The organism is Streptomyces griseorubiginosus, from assembly GCF_001514195.1.
GTDB classification, from domain to species: domain Bacteria; phylum Actinomycetota; class Actinomycetes; order Streptomycetales; family Streptomycetaceae; genus Streptomyces; species Streptomyces griseorubiginosus.
On record NZ_KQ948742.1, the window covers coordinates 34448 to 51965 of the forward strand.

Sequence of the window (17518 nt, forward strand, 5' to 3'; positions counted from 1 at the left end):
GGTCAAGCCCCCTGTTGCACCCATATGGCGGCGCTGTGTTGTGCCTGTGAGTGCGATTGCCAGTTCGTTTCGGGTGCCGGACGCGGGGTCGCGGGACCGACGGCGGGCAGGTGCAAGGTGAAGACCGTGCGCCCTGGCACGCTGTCGACGGTCACGGCACCGCCGTGCGCGGTCGCCACGGCCTGCACGATGGCGAGGCCGAGTCCGGTGGAGCCCGAGGCACGGGAGCGCGAGGAGTCACCGCGCGCGAACCGTTCGAAGACGTGCGGGAGCAGGTCGGGCGGGATGCCCTGGCCGTTGTCCTCGACCTCCACGCACATCCAGGGTCCGCGTCGCTGCACGCGTGCGGTGACGGTGGTCCCCTCCGGCGTGTGTTTGCGGGCGTTGCCGAGCAGGTTGATGAGCACCTGCTGGAGACGGGCCGCGTCGCCGGAGACCAGGGCGGGTTCGTCGGGCAGGTCCAGGCGCCAGTTGTGGTCCATGCCGGCGGCGCGGGCGTCGCTGATGGTGTCCACCACCAGCGGGATCAGGTCGGTCTGCTCGAACTGGAGCGGCCGTCCCGCGTCCAGGCGCGCGAGCAGCAGCAGGTCCTCCACGAGCAGGGTCATCCGGCCCGCCTCGGACTCGATGCGGCCGAGCGCGTGCCGGGTGTCGGGGCCGACCGCCTCCCTGCCGCGTCTGGTCAGCTCGGCGTAGCCGCGGATGGAGGCGAGCGGGGTCCTCAGCTCATGACTGGCGTCCGCGACGAACTGCCGTACCCGCATCTCGCTCTGCTGCCGGGCGTGCAGGGCGCCGTGGACGTGGTCCAGCATCCTGTTCAGCGCGGAGCCGACCTGGCCGACCTCGGTGTGCGGATCGCACTCCGCTTCCGGCACCCGCTCGCTGAGGTTCACCTCGCCGGTGTGCAGCGGGAGTTCGGAGACCCGGGTGGCGGTGTGGGCGACCTTGCGCAGGGGGCGGGTGGCGAGCCCGACCAGCACGTACCCGGCGATGACGGCGGCCCCGAGCCCGGCGGCGGTGACGCTGACCTCGACGAGGATCAGGGTGTCGACGGTGGCGTCGACGTCCTTGGTGGGGACGGCGACGTAGTAGGCGGAGGTGTCGTTGGAGGTGTACCGGACGAGGTAGTCGCCGATGCCGGGCAGCTCCACCTTGTGCTGGCTGTTGTCCTTGGGGACCGAGCTGAGCACCTTGATCTGGGCGGCCGTGAGGCTCTTGGCGGTCATCGCGAAGTTCTGGTCGGAGCCGGACTTCACCCCGCGCTTGGCATCGGTGATCCGGTCCCCCTCCACCTTGGCCGCGATCGTGCCGTCCGGCCCCGGGCCGATGACGAAATTGGCGGGGCTGCTCGGCCGGTTGCCCTGCCCGACGGGCCTGTCCCTGTCGTTGCCGCCGTTGCCGAGCTGCCCCTGCGGGGGTTCGCGCGGCGCCGCCCGTGACGCGGCCTCGTTGAGCTTGCCGCTCAGCTGGTCGTACAGATGCGAGCGCAGCGCCAGCGTGGTCACGGTGCCGATCACCGAGCAGACCACGGCGATCAGCACCACCGACGCGACGACGAGCCGCGTCCGCAGCGTGCGCGGCTTTCCTGCTCGCCCTGCCCGCTTCTGCGCCCGCGGCCGTCGTCGTCCGCTCATGAGGCCGCGGGCTTGATCAGATAACCGGCGCCGCGCCGGGTGTGGATCATCGGCTCCCGCCCCGCGTCGATCTTCCGGCGCAGATACGAGATGTACAGCTCGACGACGTTGGCCTGGCCGCCGAAGTCGTACGACCACACCCGGTCCAGGATCTGCGCCTTGCTCAGCACCCGGCGGGGATTGCGCATCAGGAACCGCAGGAGTTCGAACTCGGTCGCGGTGAGGTGGATGTTGTCCCCGGCCCGCGAGACCTCGTGGCTGTCCTCGTCGAGGGTGAGGTCGCCGACGACCAGCACGGACTCGGACCGCCGGTCGGCCGCACCGGACCGCCGGATCAGCCCGCGCAGCCGGGCCACGACCTCTTCGAGGCTGAACGGCTTGGTGACGTAGTCGTCCCCACCCGCGGTGAGCCCGGCGATACGGTCCTCGACGGCGTCCTTGGCCGTCAGGAACAGCACGGGCACGTCCGGCAGCTCACGGCGCAGCCGGCCGAGCACGGCCAGCCCGTCCATGTCCGGCAGCATCATGTCGAGGACGACGGCGTCGGGCCGGAAGTCCCGCGCGGTCTGCACGGCACCCGTACCGTCTCCCGCGCTGCGGATCTGCCAGCCCTCGTAACGCAGGGCCATGGACAGCAGTTCGGTGATCGACAGCTCGTCGTCCACCACAAGCACTCGGACGGGGCTCCCGTCCGGCCTCAGCAGTTCGGTGCGCCCCTGGGGCGAGGTCGTGGTCATGGGAACACGATGTCGGCGCACCCTGAGAGCACCCTTGCGGCAATCTGTGATTTCCCTGAGAAACGCACAGGCGCCTCTCAGGGAACCCCTGGGAATCCCTTGTTCCACGCCGCCCCGAGCCGGGACGCGGTCGGGGTGCGGTGGGTGCGATCGGGGCGCCGTCGGGGTGCAGCCGGGGTGCCGTGGGTGCGATCGGGGCGCGGTCGGGGTGCGGCCAGGGCGTCGGGAGCCGGCCTCAGCCGCCGGGGCGAGTCGCCCCCTGACCGCCGGGACGAGTCGCCCCCCGGACCGCCGGGACGAGTCGCCCCCGGACCGCCGAGACGCCTCTCCCTCCGCTCAGAACAGCCCGTCCTGCATACCCCGCGCCTGCTTGAACTCCCTTACAGGAACGGTGTTCTCCTCACCCTCGGCCGGGACCAGGTCCCAGCCCGTCATCAGTCGGGTGTCCAGTACGACGACCCCCCTGCCCGCCGTCTCCAGATGCAGGTCGGGCCCCGCGGCCGCGAGGAGCCGGCCACCCACCGACCCGCCCGCCACGAGCCCACTCACCTCGCCCGCGGCGGCGGGCAGACCCGCGAGACCGAAGACCTCGACATGGTCGACCGGTTCGTACGGCGCCCGCTCCAGGGACTCCGGCCAGCCGCCCAGCGTCCGGGCCCGCGCGTGCAACTCCGCGATCTCGGCGGCCCGTTCAGCGGCCGAGGCCGGCAGGGACGACCGTACGGCCCGCTTGTCGCCGTACGGAACACGGTCCGGCACCGCGAGCGCGGCCCGCAGCAGTTCCTCCGTGCGCCGGGCCGCCATGAGCGGGCCGGTCCCGAGCCAGCTGAAACAGACGGCTCCCTGTTCCAGCAGCCGCGCGGAGCCCCGTTCGTATGCCGTGATGCCGACCTTGACCATGCCGGGCCCGAACCACGCGAGGTACACCCGGTACGGCCGTGGGTCGTCCGCGAGGGTGTCCGCGGCCACCGAGTGCGCCCGGTCCAGCCGCGCGCACTCCTCGCACCGCGCCCCGGTGCTCCGCCCCGACACCTCGACCCGCGCCGCACACGCGTGCCCCCGCGCTCCCACGCATGTCCGCACACCCCCTTCAACGACCCCGAAGGCCACCCGCTTCCCCCAGGTCAGCGCACTGCGCCGCCCACCGTCCCACCGCAGCAGGGGACCATCGGCCGACCATCGCAGCCCCGCGCACTTCCATGCCTGTGCCATCTCTGACGAGGGTAGGGGGGACCACTGACAACGGGGTTGGGCGTGCGGGGGCGGCTGGGGTGGGATGGGGGGCTGGGGGGCTGGGGGTGCGGTCTGGGCCCGTTCAGCCAGCGGACTCCGCGGCGACCGGCTCCGCCGCGACCCTCGCGCCCGCGCCCGCAACCGCGCCCGTTCCCGCTCCTGCTCCCGCCTCCACCCCCGCTCCGACCGCCGTCGTGCTCGGCCGCCCTCTCCCCCGCCCCGCGATCCGGCACCCGACACACTCTTCGTGCCCCTCCCGCGCGCTGGAGTCCCGGACCCGCATCCCCCACTCCTCGTGCGGTCGGCGCCCCGGCGGCTTGCCCCAGCCGGAGAGGTGCAGGGCCCAGGTGACCAGGACGCTCACCCCGACGACGGCGAGACCGCCGACGATCAGCGCGCCCGAGACCAGGCATACGCCCAGCCCCGCCACGGCCGTCCCCACAGTCGCGATGCCGAAGCCGGTCCAGCCTGCGACCGTGTGCCCCTCGTCATACTGATGTGCGCTCACAGATCCTCTCCTCCTCCCCCATTTCTCTCACGTCCTAAGAAATTTAACGCAGAAACCTCTCATAAGCTAAGAGAATCAGGATTCCGATGCCGGCCGAGCCCCACCCCGCCGAGCCCCGCCCCGCCGCCACCGCGGCCCAGGCGCTGGAGGCGATGGACTTCTTCATCGCCACGGCCCACCTCGGCCAGCAGGAGATGGCCCAACGGCTGGGTGTGAACGTCACCGACCTGCTGTCCTTCGCCTACGTCCTGAGGGCCGGCGAGAACCTCCTCACGGCGGGCGACATCGCCGAACAGGCCCACGTCACGACCGGCGCGGTCACCGGCATCCTCAACCGCCTCGAACGCGGCGGTTACGTCACCCGCGTCCCCGACCCCACCGACCGCCGCCGTGTCCGGGTCGCCGCGCGCCCCGAGGCCGTGGCCAAGGTCGTCGCCCTCTACCAGCCGTACTACGACCGCCTCGACGCCGTCTTCGCCGAGTACTCCGCCGACGAAATCGCCGTACTCCACGACTGGTTCAGCCGTACGACGAACCTGGCACTCGCCTACATCGAGGAGCTGCGGGCCAAGGACGCCGGGGGCGAGTAGCGGGGGGCCGACCGGGAACTCGCAGGTACCGCGAGGGGTGTCGGGGACTGAACCGCCAGGGGCGGCGGGGACCCCCCACCACCGGGGTGGAGCCAGCCCTACCTTCGATCGGGGAGGGCACTCCATCGATCCGGCGCTCGCGCGACGGCATCGTTGATCTCAGCCGGTCCACCGGGGTCGGCAGATCGCGAAGCCGTCGGAGCGGAAGCAGCCGACGAGGCCGACGGACTCGCGACGAACCGGAGGGACCCCCACGATGGAGCCGCAGACGGCCGACCCCACAAAGTCCCCGTCCCCGTCCTCGTCTCTGTCCCCGTCCCCGTCTCTGTCCCCGTCCTCGTCTCCGTCCCCGTCCTCGTCGCCGCTCCCATCCCCGCCCCTGTCCCCGTCCCAGGCGGCTCCCGGCCCCCTCGCTTCCTTCGTGCGCTTCGTCGTCTGCGGCGGCGGGGTCGGTGTGCTGTCCAGCTTCGCCGTACCGATGGTGGCCATGACGATGCCGTGGGCGGTCGCGAACGCGGTGATCACGGTGGTCTCCACGCTGCTGTGCACCGAGCTGCACGCCCTGTTCACCTTCGGCACGGGCCGCCGCGCGGGCCTGCGCAGGCACCTCCAGTCCTCCGGCTCGGCGGCCGCCGCGTACGCGATGACCAGCGCCGCGATGTTCCTCCTGCACACGGCTCAGTCGGCCCCGACCCTGCTCACGGAGCAGACGGTCTACCTAACGGCCTCCGCGATGGCCGGCGTCGGTCGCTTCCTGGTACTGCGCCTGTATGTCTTCACCACCACCCGTGCTCCCCACCCGGCCATCCACCGCACCACCCTCCCCCGGCCGCTGCTGCCCCGGCAGGCGGTGAGCACGGCCTGCTGAAGGGACGACGTCCGGGCCCGCGGTGTATCCGAGGCCGCCCGGCCCCCGGCCTCCGGTCCCCGGTGTTCGATGTCCGGGACGGTCAGCGCCGACGCTGACCGTCCCGATACCGCCGCAACGCCTCCACCCCGTCGGACACGAACTCCCCCCGCCCGACCGCCTCCAGCAGCTCGTCCTCCCCGAACCACCCGTACCAAGCGATCTCGTCCGGATCCGGCACGAGCACCCCGCTCACGACGGCCTCATGCACGCCGAGCCAGTAGGGGCTGATCTCCCCCTCACACAGGAACCGGAGGACAGGCCGCAACGGCACCCCGAACACCCCCAGCTCCTCACCGAGTTCACGGGCGGCGGCCTGTTCGTACGACTCCCCGGCCTCGGCGGCCCCGCCGATCAGCCAGTTGTACTGCCCGGGGAACCGGGACATCTCGTACGACCGCCGGTGGACGAGTATCCGGCCGAGCGGATCACGGCAGACGGTGGTCGCGACCCGGTGCAGCCACCTCTTCTCGATGGCCTCCGCCCGGTCCACCACACCGATGACGAGGTCGTTCTCATCCACCCGGTCCACCAGCTCGCCCATGAACTCAACCATCGCAGAGGGGTACGACAATGCCGTCGCGGAGCTTGGCCGGACGGGGACGGAAGCGGGGCCGGAAGGGGTGGCAACCCCCGACGGGTACAGCTGTCCCCACCCCGGATCGGGCGGCGGGCCGCATGTCGTCACGCGGGAACGGGCGGCATCGTAGAAGCACCGCACTCCTAGAAGCACCGCACTCCTCCGGAAGGGACCTCCGATGAACCCCCTGATGACCGCCGCGTCCGCCACATTCGCGACCGAGCTCGCATCCGAGACCGCCATCGCATCCGAGAGCGAACTGACCCCGCTTCTCACCGCCTGGGACCTGGCCCACCCCTCCGCGGCCGACCCCGACTGGCGCCACCTGCTGGACGAGATCGCCCATCCACGCACCACAGCGGCGTTCCACGGCCTGGCGGCAACTGCCGTATGAGATCAGGCAGGTTGACGTCGATTCACTCGGGGTCGAGCTGGTGGTCGGCCCAGACGTAGCTCTCGGGAAGCAGAGCGGTGACGGGCACGGTCCGGATCCGGTCGCCCTCACCGACGATGACCCCGATGCGGGGGAAGTAGTCGAGCAGAGCCTGTCGACACCGGCCGCACGGAGGAATGACCCCGCGGTCGCGGTCACCGACGGCAACGATGGTGTCCAGCTCGTAGACACCCTGCGCGGCCGCCGCCCCGATGAGGACCAGCTCGGCGCAGGGCCCTCCGGTGAAGTGATAGGCGTTCACCGCGGTGACGATCCGCCCGTCCCCAGCGCGCCCCGCGGCAGCCACGGTGTGGTTGTCACCCCGGCAGCGCGTACGGGCGACTTCGGCGGCGGCCTGAACGAGTTCGTGATCGACGGAGTGGGTCATCGGGTCAACTCCCGGATCGCGACAACGAGGTTGAACAGGGCGGGCAGGAGAAGGAGACAGCGGCAGCGGCAGCGGCCGTGAAGACAGCCGGCGGGAGATGCTCCCCAGGCGTCTCGGCACCGGCAAGCGTCACGACCACGTACGACACATCAACTCCCCCAGCAGTCAAGCCCCGTGGATCACCTCACAACCGCACGACCGTGTCAAACCAGCTGCCCTTGCCCTTGCCCTTGAACACGAGCCGTATGAGGACCACAGAAGCCCCGCCCAGCTCACCTCCTGCGCGCCCCGCCCAGCTCACCCCCTCCGCCAGGCAGTGAGTAGGTCGTCGGGGCCGTAGGCCGCCTGGAGACCGGAACATCTGGTCCCGCTGCGAGAGACCGCCACGAGCGGTACCGGCTCGTCGGTGACCGCGACCCGGTGCTTCTGCAGTGCTGCCAGGTCATGGCTGTCGAACGCGGAGTTCTCCAACCACTTGACCGAGCCCAGGAAGAGCAACTCTCTGGCGACCGGCTGCCGGTCGGCGCCCACCAAGTCGATTTCCACGTCATTGCTGCGGGTCCAGTACCCGCCGACCGCCGGGGCGGCGGGCAGGAACTCGTCCGGCAACAGGCGGGCGAGGGACTCCCGGACCAGGGGCTCGATCGCGCGGCCCCGCCAGCTCGTCCACTGCTCCTTGATCCGACTCAGAGTGAGATCCCCGCGCATCCGCTCGATCTCCGCCATGTGCGGATCGAGAAACGCGAGCCAGAAGCGCAGGTAGGGGTCGGCCACCCGGTAACGACGTTCCTTCGACGGCCTGAGCGAGAGTGGCAGCTCGGCGGCCACGACCCTCTTCTCGGTCAGGACGTCCGTGGCTCGGGTGAGAGTGGTGTGGGCGATGCCGCCCGCCGCGCGAGCGATGTTGGTGAAGGTTCGCTCCCCTGATCCGATGGCCCGCAGGACTTCCCTGCTCATCGCCTGTGGTGGGAACTCCGCCGCCAGTGACCGTTCGGCGGAGACCAGCAGCGCTGAGATCGGGTTGTCCAGCGAGTCACGGAGGAACTCCCAGACATCCGCTCCGGCCCGCCATTCGGCACAGATCAGGGGGAGCCCTCCCGTGATCAGAGTGGCGTCGAACGCGGCTGCGGGGGAGACGCCGAGCATGTCGCCGATGTCGGCAGGGTTCAGAGGCCCTACGACCATTTCCCGACCCCGCTGATGAAAGGGCCGGTCGTAGCTGTTCAGCGCCTCCATCATCGACAGATCGGACCCGACCAGGAGGAGAAGCACCGGCTTGCGGCTGAGCAGCCGGTCCCATGCACGTTGGAGCATGCCTTCGAAGGCGTCGATGCGGTCCGTCAGATACGGGACCTCGTCGATGACGACGACGCTGGGAGTGTCGTCGGGCAGGATCTCCGCCAGCAGCCTGAGCGCCGCGTTCCACTGCTGTGGGGTCTCCTCCGAGAACAGTTCCCGCTCCGGCAGAGTGGATCTGGCGACAGCGTCGAGAAGCTCCGTCAGCTCGTCCTCCGCCGTGCCGCCCGCCGCGGTGAAGAAGAGGTACGGCGTCCCGGTCCTGCGGAGGAACTCCTCGACCAGGCTGGACTTACCGACCCGCCTCCGTCCGCGCATAAGGATGCACTGACCGGGCCGCGCCGACCCGACGGCGTCGCGAACCGCTTGCAAGGCGTTGCCGAGCAAGGTCAACTCACGTTCCCGCCCGATGAAACGGTGCATAGAGACTCCTGCCACCAATAGTATCGCTAGCGATACTATTGGTGGCGATACTTTAGGGCGCACGACGGGCCGCAGGACGAACGAGGGCGAGGCGCCATGCGCGACGGCCTCATCCTGCTCGCCAGTGCCGGCAGAGAAGCCCGAAAGGCCTGCGGAAAGCCGTCTGTCGCATGCAGTAAATGTTTGATCAAGGAACACCGAGGTCGTCCGAGTCGGTGTTAGCGTCCGCCTGCTCTGCGATCCCCTATCGCGGCAGCGGGGTGGAAGGCCGCGTGCGTGGGGAGACGCATGCCGCCCTGGCAATCGCCGTGCGCGCAACCCAGTTCCCGGGCGCTGCCCCCGGCGAGAGTGCAGGCACTCGACACTGACGTACGGGCACGGCCCGGGAGGAAGACACCTGTGAATCGAACCGCGCACCGGCGCGGCCGGCTCGCGCTTCTGCTGGCCGGCGCGATCGTGGCAGCGCTTCCAGCGTCAGCGGCCGCCGACGAGACCCCGATCGACCCGGCACTGCCGGCGCCCACATTGCCGTCCGGAGCGGACTGCGGCAGCGACAGCAGCCCGACCTGGCGGTCCGTGTCCAGTCCGCCTCCCGCGGGAATGACCGTCTCCATCGGCGTACCGCGGCCCACGGTCAACGGAGTGACGTACCAGGGGGTCGTCCACGCCTGGGACGTGGACGGTTCGCAGACGGCCGACGGGTCCGTCCCCGGGCAGCCCGTGCCCGTCCAGTCCGTGTACGTCCCGCTACCCCTGACGGACGGGCACACCTACGGCTGGCACGCGTCGACGTACGACGGGACGGCGTACTCGAACCCGACCGAGCCCTGCTACTTCAGGGTGGACGCGAGCGCGCCCCTCACCCCGGTCGTCACCAACCCGGACTTCCCCCCGATGGGCAGCCCCGGAACGCCCACGAAGGCTGCCGGGCAGCCCACCACGTTCAGTTTCAGCTCCAGCGATCCTCTGCCCAGCGGGTGCACCGAGGCGGGGACCCCGGACTGTCAGGCCAGCGGCCTGAACCACTTCGAGTACGCCCTGGACCGTGAACCGGGCATCGGTGCCGCCCGGGTTCCCGCCGACGCCGGGGGAACCGGCAGTCTGACGACCGCCCTGTCCTGGGGCGTGCACACCCTCTACGTCGTCGGGGTAGACGTGGCCGGGAACCGGTCGCAGACCCCGGCTGCGTACACGTTCACGGTGCCGTCGCAGCTCCCGCCCCCGAGCCGGCCCACCCTCGACCTCACCGCACCGGAGACAGCCGGCCGGGGGGCCCAACTGACCGTCTCCGGGCAGCTGTCGGCGGCTCCGTACTCATCCGGTGAGGTCGTTCACGTGCTCAAGAGCGACCTGGCCCATCCCACCGGTGTCGCGCTGCCCGACGTGCCGTTGTCAGCCGACGGCACCTTCCGCATCGCCGATGTCCCGCAGGTCGGGGGAGCCAACACATACGCCGTGACCTACCCGGGTGACTCCACCCACCAGGCCGTCGACGCGTCCGCGACCGTCCAGGTCTCCCGCAACGCCGCCGCGGTGTCCATCACCACCGACGCTCCGTCGTACGGCTACGGCGCGACCGCAAGGATCACCGCCCACCTCGGCACGACCTACAACGGACGCACCCTCGCGATCTACGCCCAGCCCTACGGCGGCAGGAAGACGCTGATCGAGACCGGCACGGTGGACAGCCACGGCAACCTGGCCACGACCTACAAACTCACCCGCAAGACCACCTTCACCGCGGCTTTCGCCGGTGACTACCGCTACGCCCCGGCCACGGCCGCCACGACGGCGTCGGCCTACGCCAAGGTGTCCGAGTCGCTCAGCGGCTATTACGGGAGCACCCACTACGGCGGCCTCCTCTACCGGGTCTACCACCACACCGCCAAGGCCAAGCTGAACATCACGGTCACGCCCGACAAGGCCGGCCAGTGCGTGAAGTTCCAGATCCAGCGGTACTACAGCGATGCCTGGCACACACAGAGCACCTCCTCCTGCCACGCACTCAGCACCACGAGCACCAGCTACGCGACGGTGACCCTGACCAACGCGGCCGGCAGCAAGTTCCGTATCCGAGCCGAGTACGTCCACAGCACCAAGGACACCGGCAACCTCAGCACATGGGGCGCATGGCAGTACTTCACCGTCAGGAAGTGACGCACCAGACGCCGGGCCCTGCCGCTGAGGCGGGGTCCCGGCGTCGGGCAGGGAGCACTGCACAGACGACGGTCCGTCCACAGTCCTCCGGAGCCCTTCACGCTCGATCCCACCCCATGCGGCAAGACGTGCGAAGGGGCGGACTCTGAGGCTGGCTCACCGCCGTCATCAGCCCTCCCGATGGCGTGCTGCTCCGACCGCACGTCGGGGTTCAAAAGCGGCTGGCTGTGCGTGCGAGGACGGCTCCGGGGCTCGCCGACACGGCCGTGAACGGTGCTGAACGAGACGGGAACGAGACGGGTGCCGCCGTCCAGCCGGTATGGAAGTTGGCGCGCTAGAGGCCACGGAGGGCCTCGTAGAAGTTGCCGTAGGCGATGGGTGTCGAGAGGTATGGCCTCCTGGTCGCCGGAGACCTTGCGGATCTCCTCCAGGGTCCAACAACTTGCCGTAGGTCGTCCGGCAGGGGGTCACCGCGTGCTGGTGGGTCATTCGGCTCTGATGTTGTCCACGTACACGACGCCCCTGGTCGCCGCGTCGCTTCCATGGACGAGGTACAGGTTGAACGCCGTCACCTTGGCGAGGTGAGACGCGTCCAGGACGGCTCCGGCGTGGGCGGTGTCCCAGGGGGCGGGCGTGAACTCGCTGAAAGGTGCCCTGATCTCCTGCCCGCTCGTGTCGGACAGCGGGACCTGGTACCAGAAATCCACTCCGCCTGCGACGATCTGGAGCGCCCCGCCGTTTGCGGAACCGTCGCCCCGCAGCCACAGCGCAAGGGAAATGAAGGCGGACCAGTCCGCGTCGACCGGCTTGCCCGTGCCGGTGTACTCGGCGCCGGTGAAGTCGTACGCGTAGGCCAGTCCGTAGGACCCCGAGGACTTGTGGTCGGCCGACAGCGTGAGGGTGTGGGAGTTGACATGGGTGTACGCCTCGCTCAGGGCGGTGTCGTCCCCGGCGTACCCCTCGAAGTCGTCGACCCAGCCGGCGGGCAGGGACGCGACCTCGCCGAGGAGGACCACGGCCGAGTCGGTGAGCGTCCTGCCGTCCACCTGCGCGCTCACGGTGAGGGTCACCGAGGGGTTGTTCCGCAGGGCCGGGTCGATCGACCAGGCGCCCGAGTAGAAGCCGTCGGCGTCCAGGCGCAGGCGTCCGGGGCGTCCGCCGTTCACGGAGTAGGTGACCCGGCTCGCCTTCGCGGGCGTGACGCGCACCCGGACGGTCGTCTGGGAGGCCGTTGCGCGCTGCCGGTCCGTCGGGGTCACGAGGTGCAGGAACGGGGCGTTCCTGACAGCGGTGGTGCGAGCGGAGTACACCCCGTGGAGATCGGCGGCGAACAGGGTGTACGGGTCCTGGTGGTAGGCGACGAAGTCCGGCAGCAGGGGGTGGCCCGGGTACGGGACGTAAGCACGCTTGGTGCCTCCGAAGTTGGCCCAGGTGAGCATGTACGTCATCCGACGGGCCAGCGGGTCCGCCTTGACGGCCTGCAACAGCTGGGTGAACCACTGCGGGTTGCGAACCTCCGTGCCGCCCTCCCCGAACTCGGTGAAGGCCGGCACCTTGTCCCGCTCGTTCGCCAGCCGGACCACCATCGTCAGATCCTTCACCACACTGTCGAGCCAGGGGGTGGGTCCGGCGCCCTCGTCGTAGGAGTCGTAGCCGAGGATGTCGACGAAACGGTCGCCGGGGTAGGACTTCAGGTAGCCGGTCGGGTCGCCTCCGAAACTCGAGTTGGGCGAGTAGGCGTAGAGCAAGTTGTGGACGCCCCTGGTGTCGCGCAGGTACTCGACGGTGTAGCGGAACAGCTCAATGAACTCGGCCGAGGTGGTGTGGCCGGCGCCCCACCAGAACCAGGCTCCGTTGTTCTCGTGGAAGGGGCGGAAGACGACCGGGATGGCGGTGCCGTCCGGCCGTCGCGCGCCCTTGACCGCCTTCGCGACGCGGTCGAGGAAGGCGTTGAAGTCCGCGTGCTTCGCGCCTCCGGGAAGGATCTGGCCGACCACTCGGCCCGTTGTGTCGTAGAAGTCCCTGCCCGTGACGAAGTTCGGCAGGTGAGCGCTGAGGGTGTTGATCCCGCCGCGTGCGTCCCCCAGCCGGATGCACCGGCTGAGCGCGGCGATGTTCTCGGCTTCGGTCCCGCCTTCGGCACCGGGGCGTTCGTCGCCGTCGAGGATGAGGGTGTCCCAGCCGAAGACCGCGGGGTAGTCGCCCACTGCCGCCCTCGTGTCGGACGCCTTGCCGTCCGGAGTGGTGAAGGTGAAGCCATAGGTGAGGTCGTGCTGGTGACCGAACAGGATGCCTCTGCCCTGCTGCCGCTTCAGGTAGGCGAACAGCGCGCGCGTGGCGGGGGTCGCCCTGTCGTCGACGATCCGGACCGGCGTCGGCGCGCCGGCGAGCGCGGTGGGGGAGGTCGCCGCGGCGGCCACCGATGTCCGGGCACCGGCTGCCGCGGCGACCGTGGCACCGAGGAGGATGAACGCGCGACGGTTCAGGAGCGAGCGGGGCATGTGTGTCTCCGTTTGACGTGGCGAACTCTCGTGCAGGGGCGCTCAGGTGGCTGTGGGCAGGTGGCTGTGCGCAGGTGGCTGTTCGGTCGGCTCGGCCTGCTCGGTCGGCTCGGCCTGCTCGGCCTGCTCGGTCGGCCGTCGAACATGCGTCGCGCTTCGGGGGACGAGCGGTCCTCGACTCGCAGGTCTGCGACCCAACCCCTGATCACCCCAGGTCGAACACGTTCGGCAGGCCGGCCTTGAAGCGGAAGTGGTCGTGGCGCTTGAGGCTCTCGAGCTCCGGTGGCCTGAACAGCGGGGTGACCGTGCAGCGCGGCGCACTCGAACCGGCCTGATCCAACAGGGCATTGACCGCCTGGCGGGCCGAGGCGTTCGCGCCCTCCATGGTGGCAAGGTCGATGTCCACGGCGACGTAGTCCCCGGACAGGAAGAAGTTCGGGACCGCGGTCCTGGCCGAAGGGCGGTTGTACAGCGTGCCCACGGGGTGGATCAGCAGCTCGTCCTGGTTGGTCGGGTGCGGAGTGCCGATCCCGTCCACTCCGGGGTCCAGGAACCACGAGTGCAGCGTGCTGTCGCGCAGCACTGTCCTGCCGGTGTCGTTGAGGGCGTCCTTGAGCTGTGCCCACACCTCGCGTGCGACCTCCTCGCGGGTGCACTGTTTGGCCGTCTTGCCGTACAGGACGCCGGGCTTGTCCCACTCGGAGATGTCCACCGACAGACACTCCTTGGCCACGCCGTCGCCGTAGTCGGCGGCGAAGTCCCGCCCTGGCCAGTGCCGGGCCTGGGCGATCGCGGTCAGCGACCACGGCGAGTCGATGCAGTTGAAGTGGCCCTGCACCAGGGGCGGCGTCTCGGTCAGATAGAACTGGATGCCCGTCATCCAGTCCGTCCGCAGCTGGTCGCAGCGTGCCAACTGTGGGTCGGCAGCGCGTAATCCGGCACTCCAGGTGCGCCGCGCGTGCTCCACCGGCATGGCGGAGACATAGTGATCGGCGGTGATGGAGCGAAGGACGCCGTCCGCATCCTCGATGACGGCCCCTGAGACCAGCCCGTCTCCGCCCAGCCTCACCTCGTGCACGGTCCAGCCGATATGGAACGTCACGCCCAGGGAGCTGAGATGAGCCACCCAGGGGTCGATCCAGGCCTCATTGGTCGGTGCGTTGAGGATCCGGTCGGGTGGACCGTCCGCGCCACGGCCGAGCGCGTTGAACACGAAGGCCTCGCCGAGGGTGCCGACCGTGCGGGTGCTGGCCACCTCGGCCTTGGTGGCGACGATGTTGCGGGTGATGCCGACCGCGAGGATGCGCTGGTACTCCTTCGACATCTGCCCGGCCCGTACGAAAGTCCACCAAGGGGTGTCCTCCCAGGTGGAGTTGCGGCGCGCGTCGCAACTGGTCAGGAAGACGACGGCGCGGTTCACGAAGTACGCGATCTCATGCAGGGGCAGATTGAATCCCGTCTCCAGGAGGCCGGTGAGAGCGCGTCTGATGTCGTCGAGGGTGAGCTCGGCGGGCTCCTTCTCCCCAGGGATGGGTATCCGGAGATCCTCGCGGCCGTTGGTCCGCGCGAACATCATCTCCTTCGGTGCGATCAGGTTGTCCCGGACGCCGCCCGCGTTCCCGGGAAAAGGGATGCGCCGCATCGTGTCGGGGAGGTTGTGGTAGATCCCCGGGATGAAGCGGAACCCGTGCTCCGCGGGCAGTGGCTTGCGGCCTCCCTTCGCGCTGTCCGGTACGTCCATGGAGCGGGCCTTGCCGCCGAGCGCCCGGCGCTCGTAGACGGTCACCGCGAAGCCCCGCTCGGCGAGTTCGTGCGCCGCGGTCAGCCCGGCCACGCCACCGCCGAGCACGGCGACGGCTTGCTGCCGTCCCTGCGCCGGTGCCGCTGAAGCCGCCGTGCCGGTCCCCAGCGCCACCGCCCCGCCTGCGGCCGCGGCCCCCACCACAAAGGTGCGTCGTGTGCTGCCTGTTCGCCCCATGCCCGGTCTCCCCTACCGCCGGTAACACCTACCGTCCGGCGCAGGAGCCTAAGGGAGTCCCACGGGGCGCGAAAGGCATGAACATGACCGACGTGAATATGCACGCGAATGTGGCGCGTTTGCGCTGCCGGAGCGCCGACCGCCTCACCGCCAGGGGTGATCGAAGTGATGCAGACGGCATGCCGTATCGCACTCCGCACAGGAAGGTGCCGGTAAGCGTCTTCGACGGTGATGGGTGATCAAGAGCCGGGTAGCGCGGGGTGGGGATCAGGCTCGGGTTCGTCCGAGCGCAGAGCGATCACGCCGAGGCGGCCGGGGAGCGGTGGCAGGACACTCGGGGCCTGGCCTTCACCACGAAGTAAGTACGGCACACCCATCGAGCCGGGCAACCGCACCCGCATGTTCGCCCTGCGCGCCATGCTGTGCCGGCCTCCTGGCGGTCCCGCTCCAGAACACACGACACACGTGCAGCCCGCTGCGGGTCGCCCTCAAGGTCCGTCCAAAGGTGGCTCAGCGCATCCTCCGCCCCTCACGCTGTATCAGGCGACGGGGCAGCCATGACCGCCTGGCTACAGCCCGAGAGCCCGCCGCGCGGTCATCAAGCGCTCCCGGGCCCCGTCAAGCCACTGAGCCTTGAGGTCGATCGGGACGCGGACGGAGATCTGAGTGCTCGGCGCATCGTGCACCTCGACGACGTACGGGTCCTCGGCGATGAAGGTGAGATACGCCGTACGCCCCTCGCCGGGCCAGTTGCCGCAGACGACGTCATCGGTCTCGGCCGCCTCCGTATCGCTTGCCGCGACCGCCTCCAGGATCGCCGCCCAGTCGTCGAGATCGTCGGCGTTGAAGCCCGTCCGTACGGTGGCGTTCACGAAGTCACTGCGGATGACGATCTCCGCGTCGTAGTAGCCGTACTGCGGAATCGGGGACAACAGCCGGACGGCAACGCTCTGCACGCCGTCGTCCAGGACAACCACGTCGAGCGGTTCAACGGTCCCGGTCAAGGTGCCCCCTCCGGCTGACGTCACCCGTTGCAGTACTTCGCTGCTGTACGGCACGACAAAGCCCCCTCCGGGATGATCCCGAGGGGGCTTTGACCTGTGTGCACTCGGCAGGATTCGAACCTGCAACCTTCTGATCCGTAGTCAGATGCTCTATCCGTTAAGCTACGAGTGCTTGTTCTGTTTTTTCGCCGCTCCCCGCCCTTTCGGGCCGCTCGCGGCGACAGGAAGAACATTACATGACTGCCGCTCGCATGTGAAATCCGTTTGCCGTACCCCTTGTGAGCTGCGGAAACACCCGTCTGGGGTAGGACCACGACGAAGCCCCGGTCCACTGGACCGGGGCTTCGGTGATCTTGCGCGGAGGCGGAGGGATTTGAACCCTCGATGGGATGTAAGTCCCAAACCGCATTAGCAGTGCGGCGCCATAGACCGGACTAGGCGACGCCTCCCGCACAGCCGCCCGCGCGAGCGCGAGTGGTGCGTGCAGATGATGACACAGCCGAAGGTCGCGCCACCAATCGGCACCCACGGTACTAGGCGGGCGGCGCCCAGGGCAAAGTGCTTCCGCGCAACGTACGGCCCCGCCCGGCGTTAGTCAGGGCATGTCACACGTCAGCCGGCGCACCTCGCCCGTCACCCCGCCCGTCACCCGGTTCCGCCGGCTCGCCCGGCTGGGTCCGCTCCCCCTCTTCCTCGCCGCCCTCGCCCCCGCGACCGCCACGGCGGCGACCGGCGGCGACCACCTCCTCGTCACCGTCCGGGACGCGGGCGAACGAAGCGCCACCTACGAAGTGAGCTGCACCCCAAGCACCCCAAGCACCCCAAGCGCCCCGAGCACCCCCAGCACCCCAGACACCCCAGGCACCGCCTCCGGACCCAGCACCCACCCCGACATCCCCGGCGCCTGCGCCGCCCTCGAGCGCAACACCCGGTGGGGGCGCGACCCCTTCGCTCCCGTCCCCGAGGGCAGCGTCTGCACCATGCTCTACGGCGGCCCCGCGACCGCCCACGTCACGGGCACCTGGGCCGGGCGGCCCGTGGACGCGCGGTTCGACCGGAGCAACGGGTGCGAGACCGCGCGCTGGGACCGCTTCGTGCCGCTCCTGCCCGACATGGGCACCCACTCCGGCGCCTAGCCTCCAAGACGGC

15 protein-coding genes, 2 tRNA genes and 1 pseudogene are annotated in these 17518 nt (G+C 69.9%); 6 read left to right on the plus strand and 12 right to left on the minus strand.

The window, feature by feature from the left end:
- Positions 1-2 precede the first annotated feature (2 nt).
- The 4 genes from AQJ54_RS32080 to AQJ54_RS32095 all read right to left on the minus strand — a co-directional run bounded on the left by AQJ54_RS32080 (position 3) and on the right by AQJ54_RS32095 (position 4112).
- The gene (locus AQJ54_RS32080) at positions 3-1634 is read right to left on the minus strand and encodes a sensor histidine kinase (protein ID WP_062243158.1); all 1632 of its coding nucleotides are present in this window, start codon (positions 1632-1634) and stop codon (positions 3-5) included.
- Entirely contained in the window at positions 1631-2371 is a 741-nt protein-coding gene (locus AQJ54_RS32085) for a response regulator transcription factor (RefSeq protein ID WP_030319293.1), read from the minus strand. The genes AQJ54_RS32080 and AQJ54_RS32085 overlap by 4 nt, the downstream gene beginning before the upstream one ends.
- Before the next feature lie 336 nt (positions 2372-2707).
- Positions 2708-3583, minus strand: a complete 876-nt coding sequence (locus AQJ54_RS32090; protein ID WP_079070100.1) for a DUF2797 domain-containing protein — start codon at positions 3581-3583, stop codon at positions 2708-2710.
- A gap of 103 nt (positions 3584-3686) precedes the next feature.
- Positions 3687-4112, minus strand: coding sequence for an HGxxPAAW family protein (locus AQJ54_RS32095; protein WP_062243164.1), 426 nt, complete (start codon positions 4110-4112; stop codon positions 3687-3689).
- 86 nt (positions 4113-4198) lie between these two features.
- On the opposite strand from AQJ54_RS32095, the gene AQJ54_RS32100 reads away from it, so the two are divergent.
- Together AQJ54_RS32100 and AQJ54_RS32105 are read left to right on the plus strand one after the other, a co-directional pair.
- The gene (locus AQJ54_RS32100; RefSeq protein WP_062025488.1) at positions 4199-4702 is read left to right on the plus strand and encodes a MarR family winged helix-turn-helix transcriptional regulator; all 504 of its coding nucleotides are present in this window, start codon (positions 4199-4201) and stop codon (positions 4700-4702) included.
- Positions 4703-5123: 421 nt separating this feature from the next.
- Positions 5124-5570 carry a GtrA family protein gene (locus AQJ54_RS32105; protein ID WP_246091131.1) on the plus strand — a complete coding sequence of 149 codons (447 nt, stop codon included), beginning with the start codon at positions 5124-5126 and terminating at the stop codon, positions 5568-5570.
- A gap of 82 nt (positions 5571-5652) precedes the next feature.
- On the opposite strand, the gene AQJ54_RS32110 is transcribed toward AQJ54_RS32105, so the two are convergent.
- Positions 5653-6153 (minus strand): NUDIX hydrolase, encoded by a 501-nt coding sequence (locus AQJ54_RS32110; RefSeq protein ID WP_062026066.1) that lies wholly within the window; start codon positions 6151-6153, stop codon positions 5653-5655.
- 214 nt (positions 6154-6367) lie between these two features.
- Between AQJ54_RS32110 and AQJ54_RS32115 the strand changes: the two genes are divergently transcribed.
- The gene (locus tag AQJ54_RS32115; protein ID WP_062243167.1) at positions 6368-6583 is read left to right on the plus strand and encodes a hypothetical protein; all 216 of its coding nucleotides are present in this window, start codon (positions 6368-6370) and stop codon (positions 6581-6583) included.
- Positions 6584-6605: 22 nt separating this feature from the next.
- Here AQJ54_RS32115 and AQJ54_RS32120 read toward each other — a convergent pair whose 3' ends face one another.
- Positions 6606-7010, minus strand: coding sequence for a cytidine deaminase family protein (locus AQJ54_RS32120; protein ID WP_062243170.1), 405 nt, complete (start codon positions 7008-7010; stop codon positions 6606-6608).
- Positions 7011-7307: 297 nt separating this feature from the next.
- Positions 7308-8729 (minus strand): ATP-binding protein, encoded by a 1422-nt coding sequence (locus AQJ54_RS32125; RefSeq protein WP_062243173.1) that lies wholly within the window; start codon positions 8727-8729, stop codon positions 7308-7310.
- Positions 8730-9128: 399 nt separating this feature from the next.
- Between AQJ54_RS32125 and AQJ54_RS32130 the strand changes: the two genes are divergently transcribed.
- Positions 9129-10886 carry an Ig-like domain-containing protein gene (locus tag AQJ54_RS32130; RefSeq protein WP_062243176.1) on the plus strand — a complete coding sequence of 586 codons (1758 nt, stop codon included), beginning with the start codon at positions 9129-9131 and terminating at the stop codon, positions 10884-10886.
- A 485-nt stretch (positions 10887-11371) separates the two neighbouring features.
- Here AQJ54_RS32130 and AQJ54_RS32135 read toward each other — a convergent pair whose 3' ends face one another.
- A complete protein-coding gene (locus AQJ54_RS32135) occupies positions 11372-13387 on the minus strand; it encodes a glycosyl hydrolase (protein ID WP_062243179.1) in 2016 nt (671 codons plus the stop codon).
- 205 nt (positions 13388-13592) lie between these two features.
- A complete protein-coding gene (locus AQJ54_RS32140; RefSeq protein ID WP_062243181.1) occupies positions 13593-15365 on the minus strand; it encodes a hydroxysqualene dehydroxylase in 1773 nt (590 codons plus the stop codon).
- Positions 15366-15670: 305 nt separating this feature from the next.
- On the opposite strand from AQJ54_RS32140, the pseudogene AQJ54_RS46905 reads away from it, so the two are divergent.
- Positions 15671-15900 (plus strand): annotated as a pseudogene (locus AQJ54_RS46905) (site-specific integrase); the annotation flags it as partial.
- A gap of 34 nt (positions 15901-15934) precedes the next feature.
- Here the strand turns inward: AQJ54_RS46905 and AQJ54_RS32145 are convergent.
- The 3 genes from AQJ54_RS32145 to AQJ54_RS32155 form a co-directional block, all read right to left on the minus strand.
- Positions 15935-16369: a DUF5959 family protein gene (locus tag AQJ54_RS32145; RefSeq protein ID WP_062243184.1), complete on the minus strand. Its 435-nt coding sequence runs from the start codon at positions 16367-16369 to the stop codon at positions 15935-15937.
- Positions 16370-16468: 99 nt separating this feature from the next.
- Positions 16469-16541: transfer RNA gene (locus AQJ54_RS32150), tRNA-Arg, on the minus strand.
- A gap of 186 nt (positions 16542-16727) precedes the next feature.
- Positions 16728-16818 (minus strand) — tRNA-Ser (locus AQJ54_RS32155).
- Between the two features lie 153 nt (positions 16819-16971).
- Here AQJ54_RS32155 and AQJ54_RS32160 point away from each other — a divergent pair.
- The gene (locus tag AQJ54_RS32160) at positions 16972-17505 is read left to right on the plus strand and encodes a subtilase-type protease inhibitor (RefSeq protein ID WP_062243186.1); all 534 of its coding nucleotides are present in this window, start codon (positions 16972-16974) and stop codon (positions 17503-17505) included.
- Positions 17506-17518: the final 13 nt, after the last annotated feature.

What these genes read in the sequence shown, in the direction of transcription:
- AQJ54_RS32080 (WP_062243158.1), bottom strand. Translation starts at nt 1,634, where the DNA reads ATGAGCGGACGACGACGGCCGCGGGCGCAGAAGCGGGCAGGGCGAGCA.
- AQJ54_RS32085 (WP_030319293.1), bottom strand. Translation starts at nt 2,371, where the DNA reads ATGACCACGACCTCGCCCCAGGGGCGCACCGAACTGCTGAGGCCGGAC.
- AQJ54_RS32090 (WP_079070100.1), bottom strand. Translation starts at nt 3,583, where the DNA reads ATGGCACAGGCATGGAAGTGCGCGGGGCTGCGATGGTCGGCCGATGGT.
- AQJ54_RS32100 (WP_062025488.1), top strand. Translation starts at nt 4,199, where the DNA reads ATGCCGGCCGAGCCCCACCCCGCCGAGCCCCGCCCCGCCGCCACCGCG.
- AQJ54_RS32110 (WP_062026066.1), bottom strand. Translation starts at nt 6,153, where the DNA reads ATGGGCGAGCTGGTGGACCGGGTGGATGAGAACGACCTCGTCATCGGT.
- AQJ54_RS32115 (WP_062243167.1), top strand. Translation starts at nt 6,368, where the DNA reads ATGAACCCCCTGATGACCGCCGCGTCCGCCACATTCGCGACCGAGCTC.
- AQJ54_RS32120 (WP_062243170.1), bottom strand. Translation starts at nt 7,010, where the DNA reads ATGACCCACTCCGTCGATCACGAACTCGTTCAGGCCGCCGCCGAAGTC.
- AQJ54_RS32125 (WP_062243173.1), bottom strand. Translation starts at nt 8,729, where the DNA reads ATGCACCGTTTCATCGGGCGGGAACGTGAGTTGACCTTGCTCGGCAAC.
- AQJ54_RS32135 (WP_062243179.1), bottom strand. Translation starts at nt 13,387, where the DNA reads ATGCCCCGCTCGCTCCTGAACCGTCGCGCGTTCATCCTCCTCGGTGCC.
- AQJ54_RS32140 (WP_062243181.1), bottom strand. Translation starts at nt 15,365, where the DNA reads ATGGGGCGAACAGGCAGCACACGACGCACCTTTGTGGTGGGGGCCGCG.
- AQJ54_RS32160 (WP_062243186.1), top strand. Translation starts at nt 16,972, where the DNA reads ATGTCACACGTCAGCCGGCGCACCTCGCCCGTCACCCCGCCCGTCACC.